8 protein-coding genes are annotated in these 14,605 nt (G+C 70.4%); 3 read left to right on the forward strand and 5 right to left on the reverse strand.

Features of this window, described 5'->3' with window-relative positions:
- The first annotated feature begins 29 nt into the window (after positions 1–29).
- A complete protein-coding gene (locus tag B0675_RS27200; RefSeq protein ID WP_081222248.1) occupies positions 30–1,175 on the forward strand; it encodes an endonuclease/exonuclease/phosphatase family protein in 1,146 nt (381 codons plus the stop codon).
- A 72-nt stretch (positions 1,176–1,247) separates the two neighbouring features.
- On the opposite strand, the gene B0675_RS27205 is transcribed toward B0675_RS27200, so the two are convergent.
- From B0675_RS27205 to B0675_RS27220, 4 genes are all read right to left on the reverse strand, one after another.
- Positions 1,248–2,462 carry an SGNH/GDSL hydrolase family protein gene (locus tag B0675_RS27205; protein ID WP_081222249.1) on the reverse strand — a complete coding sequence of 405 codons (1,215 nt, stop codon included), beginning with the start codon at positions 2,460–2,462 and terminating at the stop codon, positions 1,248–1,250.
- Positions 2,459–4,837: a glycoside hydrolase N-terminal domain-containing protein gene (locus B0675_RS27210; RefSeq protein ID WP_081222250.1), complete on the reverse strand. Its 2,379-nt coding sequence runs from the start codon at positions 4,835–4,837 to the stop codon at positions 2,459–2,461. The genes B0675_RS27205 and B0675_RS27210 overlap by 4 nt, the downstream gene beginning before the upstream one ends.
- Positions 4,838–4,899: 62 nt before the next feature.
- Entirely contained in the window at positions 4,900–6,732 is a 1,833-nt protein-coding gene (locus B0675_RS27215; RefSeq protein WP_081222251.1) for a CBM35 domain-containing protein, read from the reverse strand.
- 40 nt (positions 6,733–6,772) lie between these two features.
- Complete coding sequence (locus B0675_RS27220) at positions 6,773–7,984, reverse strand: ROK family protein (RefSeq protein WP_081222252.1); 1,212 nt, start codon at positions 7,982–7,984, stop codon at positions 6,773–6,775.
- A gap of 178 nt (positions 7,985–8,162) precedes the next feature.
- Between B0675_RS27220 and B0675_RS27225 the strand changes: the two genes are divergently transcribed.
- Entirely contained in the window at positions 8,163–10,295 is a 2,133-nt protein-coding gene (locus B0675_RS27225; protein WP_081222253.1) for an alpha-galactosidase, read from the forward strand.
- 343 nt (positions 10,296–10,638) lie between these two features.
- A complete protein-coding gene (locus tag B0675_RS27230; protein ID WP_081222254.1) occupies positions 10,639–11,352 on the forward strand; it encodes a hypothetical protein in 714 nt (237 codons plus the stop codon).
- 309 nt (positions 11,353–11,661) lie between these two features.
- On the opposite strand, the gene B0675_RS27235 is transcribed toward B0675_RS27230, so the two are convergent.
- Positions 11,662–14,436: a lectin gene (locus B0675_RS27235; RefSeq protein WP_081222255.1), complete on the reverse strand. Its 2,775-nt coding sequence runs from the start codon at positions 14,434–14,436 to the stop codon at positions 11,662–11,664.
- Positions 14,437–14,605 lie beyond the last annotated feature (169 nt).

The following is a 14,605-nucleotide window of genomic DNA, read 5'->3' on the forward strand; positions in this document are numbered from 1 at the left end:
ACGAGACCACGAGACCCGAGGATGCGGCAGTGACCGGCAGCGAGCGAGGACAGACGGTGGCGCAGGTGGACACGGCAGGTGCCGGGCGGGGCGGCGGCGACCGCCGGACGCCGAGCGGTGGCAACGGTCCCGCGGGTGCCCGCCGGGACAGCGGCGCCGGAGCGTGGCGCACGCGCATCCGCGGGACGGCGTGCGCCCTTGCCCGGCCGGAGCCTTGGAAGCGCGGCGTGGTGATCACCGTACTGGCACTACTGCTGGGGCTCCTCCTGCTGCTGCACAAGAGGATCCCGAACCGGATCGGGAACCTGGGCAGCCTGGTGGAGACCTTCCTGCCGTGGTTCGGGGTGTTCGTTCCCGTGATGCTGGCCGGCGCGCTGTGGCGCCGTTCCGCCTCGGCGGTCGTCGCGCTGCTGCTGCCGGTCCTGGTGTGGCTGAACCTCTTCGGCGGGCTGCTCGGCGACAGGTCCCACCGGGGAGGCGACCTCACGGTCGTCGAGCACAACGTCGGCGCGGGCAATCCCGACCCGACCGGCACGGCACGCGACCTGGCCGCCTCCGGGGCGGACGTGCTGGCTTTGGTCGAGCTGACCGAGAAGGCCCGGGGCGCGTACGAGGAAGAGCTGGCGAAGGCCTACCGCTATCACGCGGTGCGGGGCACGGTCGGCGTGTGGAGCAAGCTGCCCCTGTCGGACACTCGGCAGGTCGACATCCTGACGGACTACGGGCCGCTGGCGGCGACCAAGCCAGCCGATGTCAGGGCGGCCTACGCCCGAGCGCTGCGCACCACGGTGGCCACGGACCGGGGCCCACTGGCGGTGTATGTGGCCCATCTGGGGTCCGCGCGGGTGAATCCCCGCGTGGGCTTCTGGACGGAGACACGGGACAGGAACGCCCAGGCACTCGGCAAGGCACTCTCCGCCGAGCGGAACGAGCGGGTGGTCCTGCTCGGCGACCTGAACGGCACCATGGACGACCGTGCGTTCGACGGCATCACCTCACGGATGCGGTCGGCCCAGGACGTGGCCGGGGACGGCTTCGGCTTCAGTTGGCCGGCGACGTTCCCGATGGTGCGGATCGACCAGATCATGGTCCGCGGGGTGACGCCGGAGAGCTCGTGGGTGCTGCCCGCCGGCCACAGCGACCATCTGCCGGTCGCCGCCACCATCAGGTGGTGAAGCCTGGCCGGCGGACCGTCCCCGCGGATGTCGGCTCCCTGTTCCAGGGCCCACCGGGACGGTCCGTCCGGGTCACGGGCCGGAGGCGCACTCCAGGTCCTTGGGATTCACCGCGTCGGCCATCGCCTGCATCCCCTTGTCGTTCGGGTGCAGATGGTCGCCGTTGTCGAAGAACGGCAGGATCCGCTCGGGGTCGTACGGACTGCGGACGGCCTTGTCGAAGTCGGTCACCGCGTCGAAGGCTCCGCTGTCACGGACGAAGTCGTTCACCTCCTGCCGGACTGTCTCGGCCGCGGGGTCCCACTCGGACCAGCCCTTGAACGGTCCGATGGTCGCCCCGACGACGCATGTGCCTGCCGCGTGGGCGCGTTCGATGATCCGCAGGTATCCGGTGATCATGTCCTGTGCGGTCACGCCGGTGTGCGCCTTGATGTCGTTGACGCCCTCGAAGAGGAACACGGTGCGCACGCCGGGGTGGGACAGCACGTCCTGGTCCAGTCGGTTCAGGGCGCTGCGGCCGGCGCCGTCGGCCAGCACCTTGTTCCCTGATATCCCTTCGTTCGCCACTCCGCGCACGGTGGTGACGGTGGAGGTCCGCAGGCGTCGGGCGAGATAGTCCGGCCAGCGGCGGTTGAGGTCCGTGCTGGACTGCCATCCGTCGGTGATGGAGTCGCCGAGGGCGACCACCGCTCCGGTGGCGGAGGGCGCGCGCACGGTCACGGCGTCCAGGTAGAACCACGAGCCGGTGGTTCCGGACCAGTTCGCGGCGCCCTCCTCTGCGGTGTGGTCGCCTTCCGAGACGTACGAGGTCTGCATGGCCATGCCGTGACCGGTGGCGGGGCCGGCCGCGTCGGGACTGTGCAGGCTGATGACGAGGTTGCTCTCGGCTGCGATCCTGCCGGGGAGGGGGTCGCTGTACGCCGTCGCCCCGGCCGGGACGGTGATCGACCGCGCCCCGCCGAACGTCAGCCGCCGGTTGCCGGCGTGGACCAGTCCGGCGCCGGAGGACTGTAATCCGGCGTAGACGCTGTCGAAGGTGACGGGGCGGTCTCCCAGCGCGTTGGAGACCCGCACCCGGAGGTTGTCGCCGCCGACGCTGGTGTGGACGACCAGCCGGTAGCCGCGGTCGGCCACGCCGTCGCCGACCCGGTCGGCCGCCGCCGCCCAGGTGACGACGTCGTGCGTGCCGTTCGCCGCACGGGCCGTCGTGGACAGGGGCTGCACCGCCGTCGCCGCTCCGATGACGGCGGCCAGGGCGACCAGCCGCCCGCGCCGTGCCGGCCTCATCGGGTGAAGTCCTGGATCGTGACGGTCTCGTCGTGTTCGAGCGTCACCGTCCGGGACCTCCCGTCGAAGACCACCGCGGTGGTGCGGCCACCTGTGCTGGTCACGCGCAGTCGCGTGGGGCGGCCGTTCCGCCAGGCAAGATCCACGACGAAGCCGCCTCGCACCGGGACGCCCTCGACGGATCCCGAGTCGGCCCATGCGGAGGGCAGGGCCGGAAGGAGTTCCAGGTGTCCGGGACGGGAGTACACCAGCATCTCGATCATGGCTGCCGGGGTGCCGAAGTTGGCGTCGATCTGGAAGATCCCGCGTCCTGGCCCGGCTTCGTAGATGTCGAACAGGTTGAAGGCGGTGCCGTTGACGCCGCCGACGGAGGGGCGCAGGTTGGTGGCGATGAGGCGGTAGGCCTTGTCTGCGTTCTTCAGCCGGGCCCAGCACAGTGCGCGCCAGGCGTTGGCCCAGCCGAAGCTGTCCATGCCGCGCGCGGTGAGGAGGGCGGTCGCGCCGGCGACGATGTCCTCGGGGGTGGAGCCGTCGGGGCGGATCCGGTCGCCGGGGAAGAGGCCGACGAGCGGGGACAGGTGGCGGTGGGTGGTCTCGCCGAGGTTCTCGGGCGACATCCACTCCTCCAGCCAGCCGGTCGTGGGGCTGACCTGGGGCAGGTGGAGGCGGTCCCGTAGTCCGCGGATCGTGCGTGCGTGGGCGGAGTCGCGGCCCAGCACCCGAGCGGCCTCGGCGTAGTTGCCGAACAGGGCCCACACCAGTTCCTGCGCGTAGGTGATGCCGCGGGCGTCCAGGGGGCCGTGTTCGGGCGACCAGTCGCTGTCGGCGATCAGGACCTCGCGGCCGGTGCCGGGCTCGGTCGTGGTGATCAGCCGGGCCTCCCAGAACTCGCAGGCGCCTTTGAGCAGGGGGTGGATCTTGGCCAGGTACTCCCGCGACCGGGTGTACTCGTAGTGCTCGAACAGGCTGTTGGCGAGCCAGGCGTTTCCCGCCGGGTGCCACCACCAGCCGCCGCCACCGTGGGGGTTGGTGGAGATCGCGACCGTCCAGCCCGCGGTCTTCCCCGTGGAGTTGCGGTACCGGTTGCGCGGGTCGCCGAAGAGGCGGTTCGTCAGTTCGGTCCAGGAGGGCAGCTGGGCGAGGCAGTAGTCGGCGAAGGCGTCGAAGCACTGCGACAGACCGGCCCGGTCGGCCATCCAGTAGTTCATCTGGAGGTTGATGTCGGTGTGGTAGTCGCCCATCCAGTCGGGGTCGTTGCCGTCGAGCCACACCCCCTGCAGACCCATGGGAAGGCTGCCGCGCGAGCCGGAGATCATCAGGTAGCGGCTGTACTGGAGGTAGGCGGCCTCCAGTTCGGGGTCCGGCGTGTCGCTCTCGTACCGGGAGCGCAGTCGCGACCAGGTGTCGAGGGCCCGCTGCCCGGTGCTCGACCTGCCCAGGGAGAGCCGTAGTTGACGGAACAGGGGCTGGTAGTCGGCGACATGGGTGCGCAGAAGGGTGGCGGCCGAGTGGTGTGCGGCGGAGGTGACCTTGGCGCGGGCGAGCTTCTCCGGGTCCAGCGCCGGATCGCGGTAGTGGTGGGCGGCGTCGGGTGCGTAGTTCGTGCCGCCGCTGAGGACGACGGTGAGGTCGGTGCAGCCGGCGAACTCGATGGTCGGGCCGCTGACCCGGACTCGGCCGCCGGTGCCGTACGCATTGATCGCGGCGCCGTACCGCAGGCCGTTGGGGAACGATGCGCCGAACGACTCGGCGCCGGTGAGTTTCTCGCCGTGGCTGCCGGCGAGCGTGACGCTCCCGGTGTACCGGCCCGCGCCGCTCTGGGTGAAGTGCAGGACGATCGCGTCGTCCGGGCGGCTGGCGAAGAGCTGACGCCGGTAGGTGATGCCGGCGTGGACGTAGGAGGTGGTGACGACCGCCCGGTCCAGGTCGAGGGTGCGGCGGTAGCCGGTGACGGCCGACAGGTCGTGGTCGGGGATGTCCACGGTGAGTCGGGCGAGCAGGGTCAGAGAACCGAAGTCGTCTCGTCCGTAGGGGAATTGGCCGTCGGAGTCGAGGGTGTCGTTGAGGCCGCCGGTCCACAGGGTGGCGTCGGTCACGAGGAGCAGTTCGCGGCCGGGGTCGTTGCTCGCGAGGGCGCCGAGGCGGCCGTTGCCGACGGGCAGGCCCTGCTCGATCATGGAGTGTTCGTCGCCGGGGGCCTGCCACCACAGCTGGTCGGCTGCGGTGGCGGCGGCCTGGGGGGTGTCGGCGGTGGGGCGGACGGGCGCCGCGGAGGCAGTGAAGGCGGGCAGTCCGCCGAGTGCCGCGGTGAGTCCGGCGGTCGCGGCCAGCGACAACGCCGTTCTCCTGCTGGGGTGGTCAGGACGTGCGTTCATGGCGGCTCCAGAAGTCGGACCGGTGGCCCGGCCTTTCGCGGGGGCCGGGCCACCGGGTGGTGTCAGGAGGACTTCGGTACGTCGATCCGGTCGATGTCGGGGGCGTAGCCCGTGCCGCTGTCGAAGGTGACGGTGTTCGCCCCGGCCTTGAGGGTCACGGGCACGTGGACGGTGTTCACGGTGGACCAGTCGCCGGTGGAGGGGAACGTGTGGCCGGTGGCGCCGCCGCCGTTCGCGGAGACGAGGGCGGAGCGGGCGTCACCGCTGACGTAGGAGACCTTGAGCTGATACTGGCCCGCCTTCGCGACGACCACGTCGGCGATGGTCAACTTGCCGCCCTGGTAGAGGTTTCCGACCTTCTTGGCGCCGGAGCACGCGCCGCAGTCGGCGACGGAGGCGTTGCCGGCGAGGGTGTTTCCGCTCGCCTCGGCCTCGATCGCCGTCCAGGCGAGGGAGCGGCCGTTCGGGGTGACGGTGAAGAGGCGGGAGCCGTGGGCGGGCAGCGCCTCGGTGACGCGGTCGGTGCGCGTGCCGAGGTTCTCGTGGTTCCACAGGTCGCGGACCTTCGCCTTGCCGGTGAAGCCGAGAGTGGAGAAATCGGCGCTCACGGAGGCGGGGCGGTCGGCGAGGTTGAACAGGGCGACGGTGTAGGTGCCGTCGTGGTTCTTGGCGGCCCACACCTGCTGGGGGTCGGAGGCGGTGACGGGCGCGGCGGGCGGGTTGGGGCCCTGGTCGACGGCGAGGACCTCGGGATTGGTGAGCAGGGAGACGCCGTAGGAGTCGAGCTTCGTCAGGTCGTCGCCCGTGTAGAGCGGCGACTTGGCGATGGACCACAGGGTGGCGTAGGTCTGTCGCTCGGCCTTGGTCAGACCGTCCATGTCGCCGTTGCCGACGTCGAGGGAGTCGAGGTCGTTCCAGCCGCCGGGGCCTGCGTGCCGGGTCCAGGCCGGGGTGTCGTCGAAGCGGTCGTCGACGGAGTTCTCCCAGCTCACCAGGGTGTTGCAGTAGCACTCGACGTCGGTGTCCACGCGCCAGCCGTTCGAGTACTTCTTCCAGTCGGCGGCGTGGCCGATGTCCAGCGACCAGGATATTTCCAGGTGGATGGGGCGGCCGGCGGCTGCGATGGCCTGGTGCCAGGCGGCGACGTCGGCAACGTTGTCGTAGTTGTCGCCGCTCTTGAAGGAACCGGGGCCGACGCCGTCGAGTTTGAGGAAGTCGTAGCCCCAGTCGGCGAACATCTGTGCCTGGGAGTCGATGTACTTCTGCGCGCACGGATCGGTGAAGTCGAGCTTGTACGCGCTGTCCCAGCCGTTGGTGGTGCGCAGGTCGCCGTAGACGATGTCGGCGGTGGTGCAGCCGGGGGCGTTCCAGATGGGCGCCTTGCCGCCGTCGTACGCCTCCTTCTCCAGACCGACCGGCAGGTAGATGCCCGCCTTCAGGCCCTTGGCGTGGATGTGGTCGGCGACGGCTTTCATGCCCCGCGGGAAGCGGCCGGGGTCGGCCTTCTGGCGGGCGTACTGGTCGAACTCCGGCTTCCAGGCGTTGTCCCGCCACCAGCCGGCGTCGATGTTGACGTGGTCGTATCCGTACTTCTTCAGCTTGGCGGCGAGGGCGTCCGTCTGTTTGAGGACGTTGGCCTCGGTCAGCCAGCTGTAGTCGCCGTCGGGGTTGAGGCCGGGATATTTGGAGGACTGCATGCTCCAGCTCGACCAGCCCATGTAGGGCTTGGACGCGAGCGGGTCGGCGCTGGTGCCGGTCGTGGTGGGGGCCCGCTCGGCCGTGGCGGGCGCCGCCTCGGCGGCGGTGGCGGCGCCGATGGTGCCTGCGCAGAGGGCGAGGGCGGCCATGGTTCTGAGGACGCGTCGGGGCGTGGCGGAGTACGAGGGTGACCGCATGGGTCGGGCCTCCTGGGGTTGCGGTGGGGGGACGGGCGGCTCAGCCTTTGCCCGAGCCGGTGGTGAGTCCGTCGGGGAACGGGTGGTTCGCACTGATGAAGGACTGGATGGCGGTCGCGGCGGCGCCGCGTGCCCACTGCTCGAAGGGCAGCGGGCGGGTGTGCACCTCGCACCGTGCGGCGGATCCGAAGGCCGCCGCGGTGAAGGCGTCGCGGATCTGGTCGGCGAACAGGTCGTAGGCGGCGAGGCCCTCGCCGGAGATGATCACGCGGGCGGGGCCGAGCAGGTTGGCGACGGTGGCGATGCCCTTGCCGATCGCGTCCCCCGCCGCCGCGTAGACGGCTCGGATTCTGTCGTCGCCCCCGTGGGCGAGGTCGATGGCTTGCGCGATGTCGGTGACGTCCGTGCCGGTGACCTCCCGTACACGGGCGAGGATCGCGCCGTCCGCCGCGATCGCCTCCACGCAACCGCGGTTGCCGCAGTGGCAGAGCGGGCCGTTCGGGTCGACGGTGACGTGGCCGATCTCGCCGGCGACGCCGTGCGCGCCGGCGACGACCCTGCCGTGCACCACGAGACCGCAGCCGATGCCGGCGCCCACCGTGACGACGGCGAAGTCCGAGAGTCCGGCGCCGCCGCCGAACCACTGCTCGGCGACGGTGAGGGCACGCACGTCGTTGTCCACCGTGACCGGCAGGCCGCAGGCCAGGAAGGCGCGTTCGGCGAGCGGAACGTCGTGCCAGTCCAGGAAGGGCGAGTAGCGCACGGTTCCCTCGCCGCGGTCCACGTCTCCGGACACGGCGATCCCGAGTCCGAGGACGGGTACGCCGAACTCCTCGGCCTCCGCCAGCAGTTCGTGCACCAGGGCCGCCGCCGCGTCGAGGACGTGCTCCGGCGCGCGACCGTCGAGCGGCAGACGCCGGTGGGCCCTGACCCGGCAGCACAGGTTGGCCAGGACGCCGATGACCTCGTCGCCGGTGAACTTCAGACCGGCGAAGAAGGCGCGTCCGCCGTCCACCCGCAGCAGGTTGGCGGGCCGGCCGAGCGCCGGGGGCGCCTCCGCGTTGGCGTCCTCCAGGAGGTAGCCGGCTTCCAGCAGGGGCCGGACCGCCTTGGTGACGGCGGCCGGCGACAGGCCGGAACGCCCGGCCGCCTCCAGCCGGGTGAGGGGGCCGTGCACGAGAACCGTGGTGAAGACCTGGGCGGCGGCCGGCGTGTTGGCCGGGAACGTCTCCACAGCGGTGGGCGACTGCATGGCCGGGAACCTATGACTGTTAATTTCCGCTGTCAATGAAAGAAGTCAGATCCGTTGGACGCCGCCGGTGAACGGCCCTTCCGGCTTCATATCTCCTCTCTGCAGCGGGGGTTGACAGCCAATCCAAGGAGGCGCTTGGCTTCGGGGCGCGTTAGCCATCTTCTGGATCGTGAGGCCCATGCCGTCGCTCATCTCCCAGTCCCCGGCCACCGGCGTCTGGCTGCTGACCACTCCGCGCACGTCGTACGCCGTGCGGATCGACGAGACCGGATCTCCCTGCCATGTGGCCTGGGGCCCACGTCTCAGCAGCGAAGAGGCGGACGCACTGGTCGAGCCGGCCAAGGAACCGCCCAGCAGTTTCGAGGGCCGGCCCACGGTGGGTGAGGAGCTGCCCGTCGACGGAGGAACCCGGTACGGGCCGCCGTCCCTGCAGCTCCGCTACGCCGACGGCTCACGCGGCTTCGCCTGGCTGCCGACGGAACACCAGCTCACGCAGGAGGGCACCACCGCCGAACTCGTCCTCGGCTTCCGTGACCGCCTCCATCCGGTGCACGTCGCGCTGCACTACCGGGTGCGCGCCGACACGGACGTGATCGAGCGGTGGACCGTGGTGCGCAACGCCGGTGACAGCCCCGTGGAGTTGCTGCGCGCCGACTCGGCGGCGTGGACCCTGCCGCCGCTCGCGGACTATCGCCTCAGCCACGTCACCGGGCAGTGGTCCGCCGAGACCCAACTGCGTCGGGAACCGGCGCCGTACGGCGAAACGGTGCTGACCAGTCGACGCGGGATCACCAGCCACCACGCCAACCCCTGGGCCATGCTCGACGACGGAACAGCCGCCGAGGACCACGGACGGGTGTGGAGCACGGTCCTCGCGTGGAGCGGGAGCTGGCGACTGACTGTGCAGCGCACCCCAGACGGGCGCGCCGGCCTGACCGGCGGCGCGGGACACGACGGCACGCGCGTGCCGCTCGGCCCGGGCGAAGAGTACACGACGCCCGTCCTCGCGGGCCTGTGCAGCGACGGCGGGTTCGGGACCACGAGCCGCGCCTGGCACGCCTACCTGCGCACCCACGTCCTCCGACACGCGGACGAGACCGCTCCCGTGCTCTACAACTCGTGGGAGGCCACGGGCTTCGACGTCACCGAGGCCGGCCAACTCGCCCTGGCCGAACGCGCGGCCCGGCTCGGCGTCGAGCTGTACGTCGTGGACGACGGCTGGTTCGGCGCACGGCGCAGCGACCGGGCCGGACTCGGCGACTGGACACCGGCGCCGGACCGCTTTCCGGCGGGGCTCGGCCCGTTGGCGCGCGTCGTCCACGACCTCGGCATGCGCTTCGGCGTCTGGGTGGAACCGGAGATGGTCAACCCCGACAGCGACCTGTACCGCGCCCACCCCGACTGGGTACTTCACGTGCCCGGCCGCGCCCGTACGGAGATGCGCAATCAACTCGTCCTCAACTTCGCCCGGCAGGACGTGGCCGACTGGGCGTACCACTGGCTGACGCGCCTGGTCGCCGACAACGACCTCGACTTCCTCAAGTGGGACATGAACCGCGCCTTCGGCGAAGCCGGCTGGCCGGACGAACCCGACGGCGACGACCGCCTCTGGACCCGGTACGTCACCCGTCTCTACGACGTCCTCGACCGACTCCGTGCCGACCACCCGGGACTCCGCATCGAGGCGTGCGGAGGAGGCGGGGGCCGCGTGGATCCGGGGATCCTCGCACGCACCGACCAGGCCTGGACCTCCGACAACACCGACGCGGTGGACCGGCTGGCCATCCAGCACGGGTTCGGCCAGGTGTACCCGGCCCGGGTGATGTCCGCCTGGGTGACCGACGTCCCGAACCAACTCACCGGGCTGTCGGTCCCCCTCCGGTTCCGCTTCCATGTCGCCTGGGCCGGGCTGCTCGGCATCGGCGGCGACCTGACCCACTGGCCGGAGGAGGACCTGGCCGAGGCCGCCGGGCTCGTTGCGGCGTACAAGGAGGTACGGCATCTGGTCCAGCGGGGACGCCAGTACCGGCTCGGTGAACCCCTCAGCGAAGCCGTCTCGGCCGTGCAGTATCTCGCCGAGGACGCCGGGGAACTCCTGCTGCTCGCCTACCGGCGCAGCCCCCGCCACGGCTCCCCCCGACCGCCCGTCCGACTGCGCGGCCTGCCGCCGGGCACCCGCTACCGGGACGTCTCGTCCGGCGCGGTGCACCACGCGACCGTCCTCACCGAGTACGGGCTGGACGTCGACCTGCCGAGCGGCGAGTGGGCCAGCGCCGCGCTGCATCTGGTCCTGGTGCCGGACGGAGGATGACCCGGCGCGCACCCGGGCGGTCAGCCGGCTCGCGGTCAAGCGGGACAGTGGTCAGGCGGGACAGCGGTCAAGCGGGACAGCGGGCCGGTTCGATGGACGCCCTCCCACAAGCCCTTCCGGCAACTGGCGGGCAGGTGAGGTCATTCGGAGTCCTGGTAGCCGGTGAGGCAGTCGACCGCGACACCACTCCTGACGGCTTATCAGGTGATCCGACCGCCGGTCAGAGCCGGGTGAGTGGAGTCAGTGGTGCCCGCGGGTGATCAGGGCGACGACAGCGTGCCTGCGGAGTTCGCCCGGGCTAGGAGTCGGGAGCTGGATGTCCGACTGAGAGGCCTGCCCGACCATGTTCAAGACCGCGCTGCGGATCGCTTCCGCCGCTTCCCTTCTTGTCGCTTCACTGACGTTCGCCGCTTCCGCCGACGCCGCGACGGATCCCTTCCCGGGGACCCCGGAGCAGATCCGTGACACCGGGCCGTGCGGCCCGACGGGTGGCTACCGGTCCTCCGAGTGGTCCCAGACGACGACGAACCGCGGTCTGCGCTCGCAGGTCGACGTGGCCGCGCTGCGTGAGGGCTGGTACTGGCGCCACGACGTGAACACCCTGTGGCGCGGCGACACCCGGCCGGACCCGCAGGCGATCTTCCGCAGCGGCTTCACGCCTCTCGGCACGGACCTGACGCCGTTGGCGAAGTGGATCATCGGCGGAGGCGGGCAGAACTCGGCGCACCTCAGCACGACGTGCGACCGGTGGGTGGCCCAGGGCTTCGCCACCGGAGGCGGCAAGGACGGCTGGGTCTACGCGATCCAGGCACCGGGCGGGATCGACGTGAACGCCACGGCCCGGATGACGGGCATCCAGTCGCAGTACCTGTGGAACAAGGAGATCGACTTCCCCGGCGGGGTGCAGGGCAGGTACATCGAGGGCGCGTGCCAGTACCACTGGGCCGGCCAGGACCCCGAGACGAACGCGAACATCTACAAGAACCTGGGCTGCGTCACGAACAAGGACTTCCGCCCCGCGGACAACCGCCGAGCGGCCCGGGTGTCGTCCCACTGACGTCCGGAGGAGTTCACGGGCGGGGCAGAACCCGGCATGCCGGTCGGGTCGGGTCCCGCCTGTGAACCTCGAACGGCGGTTCCCAGGCGCTTCTTGTGGGGGCTTGGTTCATGTCGCTCGACGGCATGAACCAGGCCCCCCATCCGTGTGTTCAGAGCGCGTACTCCGAGCTGATTGCAACGGCCGATCGGCGGCCGGCCGGTGGACCGGGGTCGCCTGTGCCCGTGTGTCCCGGCCAGGTGGTCAGGACACACGGGCACGCGACGGGCGGAACCCGTGCGACAGGGATTCGCCACCGGTGCCGACGGCTCAGGTCGGCAGCTTCCAGTTCTGCGCGCCCGATCCGTTGCAGGTGTAGAGCTGGAGTTGAGTGCCGTTGGTCGTGCTGGAGTTGGGATCGTCCAGGCACAGCTTGGACTGAGGGTTGACGAGCGAGCCGTTGGTTCCCGCGGTCCATTGCTGGGCTCCGCTGCCGTTGCACGTCCACAACTGGATCAGGGTGCCGTTGGTGGTCCCGCTGTGGTCGGCGTCCAGGCATTTGCCCAGGGTCCGGATCGATCCGTCGCCGGCGACGATCCAGTCCTGCGCGTAGGTGCTGTTGCAACCCCAGATCTGCACGTGGGTGCCGTCGGTGGTGGAGGAACTCGCGTCGTCCACGCAGAGGTTCGCCGCCACCCCCGAGGTGATGGGCCCGATACGGGGCGAGGCCGGTGCCGCGGTGTCACCCGCGTAGGAGGGCGGCGCCGCGGAAGCGGCCGCCGCCCAGGAGGTGTTGGCGCTGGTGCCGAGGGTGTAGTTCAGCGTGCCTCCGGCCGTGATCGCGGTGGTGGGGGCGAAGGCGTTGTTCCACGCGGTGCCGTTCCACGTCGCGGACTGCACAAAGGGGGCGTTGTCCGCGGCGCCGTTGCCGTTGATCGTCAGCGTCTTGCCGGACGGAAGGGTGACCACGGCCTGGGTGAACAGGGGTGAGCCCAGGGCGAGGTCGGAGGTACCCGGGGTCTCCGGGAACATGCCGAGGGCGGACCACACGTACCAGGCGCTCATCGCGCCGAGGTCATCGTTGCCGTCGGCCAGTCCGGCGGGGGTGTTGGCCCAGATCTGGTCCTGGATCGCCCGTACGGTGCCCTGCGTCTTGTACGGCTGCCCGGTGTAGTCGTACTCCCAGGGCAGTTCGATGCTGGGCTCGTTGCCGACCCATGCGTAGCCCTTGTCACCGGTGTAGCTGCGCAGCACGGTGTCCAGGTAGTGGTTCATCGCCGTGTTGCCGCCCTTGGCATGCGCCAGACCGGCCACGTTGAACGGAACCATCCCGGTGTAGATCCAGGAGTCCGCCTCGACCATGTCGGTGCCGCTGGTGGGGTCGAAGCCGCCGGTCCAGGAGCCGCCGGCGTTACGGGGTTCGACGAAGCCGGAGGCGGGGTTGAGTACGTTGCGCCAGCCTTGCGCGCGGTTGGCGTAGGCCTTCTGGTGGCCGGTGTCGCCGAGGGCTCCGGCCAGTGCGGAGAGGGCGAAGTCGGCGGTGTTGTACTCCAGCGTCGTGGCGACCGGTCCGTAGAAGTTGCAGCAGCCGTAGGTGCCGTCGTGCGGCATGTATCCGGGCGAGTCGAGGTAGTTGAGCCCCGGCCGGTCGTTGTTGGCCGTACTCGCCTGTTTGATCATGTCGGCGAGGGCGGTCGTGGTGTCGAAGTCCTTGGCGCCGAAGGCGTAGTAGTCGGCGATGATGGCGTCCGCCGGGTCGCCCACCATGACGTAGGACTCGCCGTTGTTCTCCGACCACTTGGGGAAGACTCCGGTCTGGGCGTAGTCGTCGACCATCGACTGCGCCGTGTCCGAGGCGGCTTGTGGCGCGACGAGTGCTTCGAGCTGGGCCTGCGAGCGGTAGATGTCCCAGCCCGAGTAGTTGGCGTACGCGGCTTTGTGCCCGGTGTCCACGGTGTGGGTCCTGCCGTCGAACCCGTAGTACTGGCCGTTGGTGTCGCTGATGACGTTCGGATGCAGCAGCGAATGGTAGAGCGCGGTGTAGAAGCTCTGCTGCTGCGCGGCCGTCCCGCCGGCGATCTGGATCTTGCCGAGTGCGCTGTTCCAGGCGTTCTGGGCGGCGGTGCGGGTCGCGTTGAAGTCCCAACCGGAGTTCTCCGCGGCCCGGTTGGCGCTCGCGTTGGCGACGGAGACGTAGGAGATGCCGACCTTGGCCTGCACCACCGGGTTGTTGGTGGTGTTGAAGGTGACGTATCCGTTCGACGCCGCGGCGGTCGGGGTCGCGTCGTCCTTGGCCGCCTTCGGAGCCGCCGCGTTCGGGATCTTGCCGTGGAGCACCGGCTTGTTGGGCTTCTCGGCGGCGTTCTTCGACGCCGTGGCAGGCTTCGACGGGGTGGGGGCCGGCGTCTTCGCGATCGAGGTGCCCTGCGAGGCGAACGGCTGGTCGAAGACCATGTCGAAGTAGACGCTGTAGGTGTTGCCCGCGCCGCAGAAGTGGCCGCTGGTGACCTGCCCGCTCACCTCCGTGCTCGAAACCTTGGTGAACTGCGTCGAGGAGGCGCCGTTCTGGCTTCCGGTGAGCTTGAAGATCAGGTTGGCCTGACTGCTCGCCGGGAACGTGAAGCGTGCCATGCCGCTGCGGGTCGTGGTGGTCAGCTCCGTGGTCACCTGGTTGTTGAGGGCGACCTTGTACGAGCCTGCCGAAGCCGTCTCGTTGGCGTGCGAGAAGGCGTCCGTCGCACCGGTGTTGACCGTGCCCACCGTCGGCAGCACCGGTATGTCTCCGGCCGCTCCGCAGCCGGGTCCGGCGATGTGGGTGAGACTGAAGCCGGTGATCGACGAGTCGTTGTACTCGTACCCGCCGCCGGGGGGCCGCGAGGGCGTGTCCGGACTCCACTGGACCATGCCGAACGGGACGTCGGCGCCGGGGAAGTCGTTGGCCTGGTTCGACGTGCCGATGAACGGGTTGACCACCGTGGCCGGTGAGGTGACGAGCGCGGCTTTCTCGGCCGCCGCCGCGGGGGCGCACAGCCCGGCACCGGCCAGTGCCGCAGTGGCGAGCAGAACGGTCAATCTGGTGCCGCGGGATCTCAACCGCCGTGTCATCACGGGGTTTCTCCTCTGGTCGGGAGCGGAAGCTTGACAACGTTGTCGCACACGAGAGCTGACACCTGATGGAGAACCGAAATTGACAACGTTGTCGCGCACTCACATGAGGCGCCCAGCGATCCGAACGCCTTGAGGGGCCCCCGAAGTTGTGGACCTGGGGGCACGG

The sequence above is a fragment of the Streptomyces sp. M41(2017) genome (genome assembly GCF_002078175.1).
Classification (GTDB): Bacteria; Actinomycetota; Actinomycetes; order Streptomycetales; family Streptomycetaceae; genus Streptomyces.

Excerpts from the sequence above, each read along its gene's own strand:
- B0675_RS27205 (WP_081222249.1), bottom strand. The coding sequence starts at position 2,462 with ATGAGGCCGGCACGGCGCGGGCGGCTGGTCGCCCTGGCCGCCGTCATC.
- B0675_RS27210 (WP_081222250.1), bottom strand. The coding sequence starts at position 4,837 with ATGAACGCACGTCCTGACCACCCCAGCAGGAGAACGGCGTTGTCGCTG.
- B0675_RS27215 (WP_081222251.1), bottom strand. The coding sequence starts at position 6,732 with ATGCGGTCACCCTCGTACTCCGCCACGCCCCGACGCGTCCTCAGAACC.
- B0675_RS27220 (WP_081222252.1), bottom strand. The coding sequence starts at position 7,984 with ATGCAGTCGCCCACCGCTGTGGAGACGTTCCCGGCCAACACGCCGGCC.
- B0675_RS27225 (WP_081222253.1), top strand. The coding sequence starts at position 8,163 with ATGCCGTCGCTCATCTCCCAGTCCCCGGCCACCGGCGTCTGGCTGCTG.
- B0675_RS27230 (WP_081222254.1), top strand. The coding sequence starts at position 10,639 with ATGTTCAAGACCGCGCTGCGGATCGCTTCCGCCGCTTCCCTTCTTGTC.
- B0675_RS27235 (WP_081222255.1), bottom strand. The coding sequence starts at position 14,436 with ATGACACGGCGGTTGAGATCCCGCGGCACCAGATTGACCGTTCTGCTC.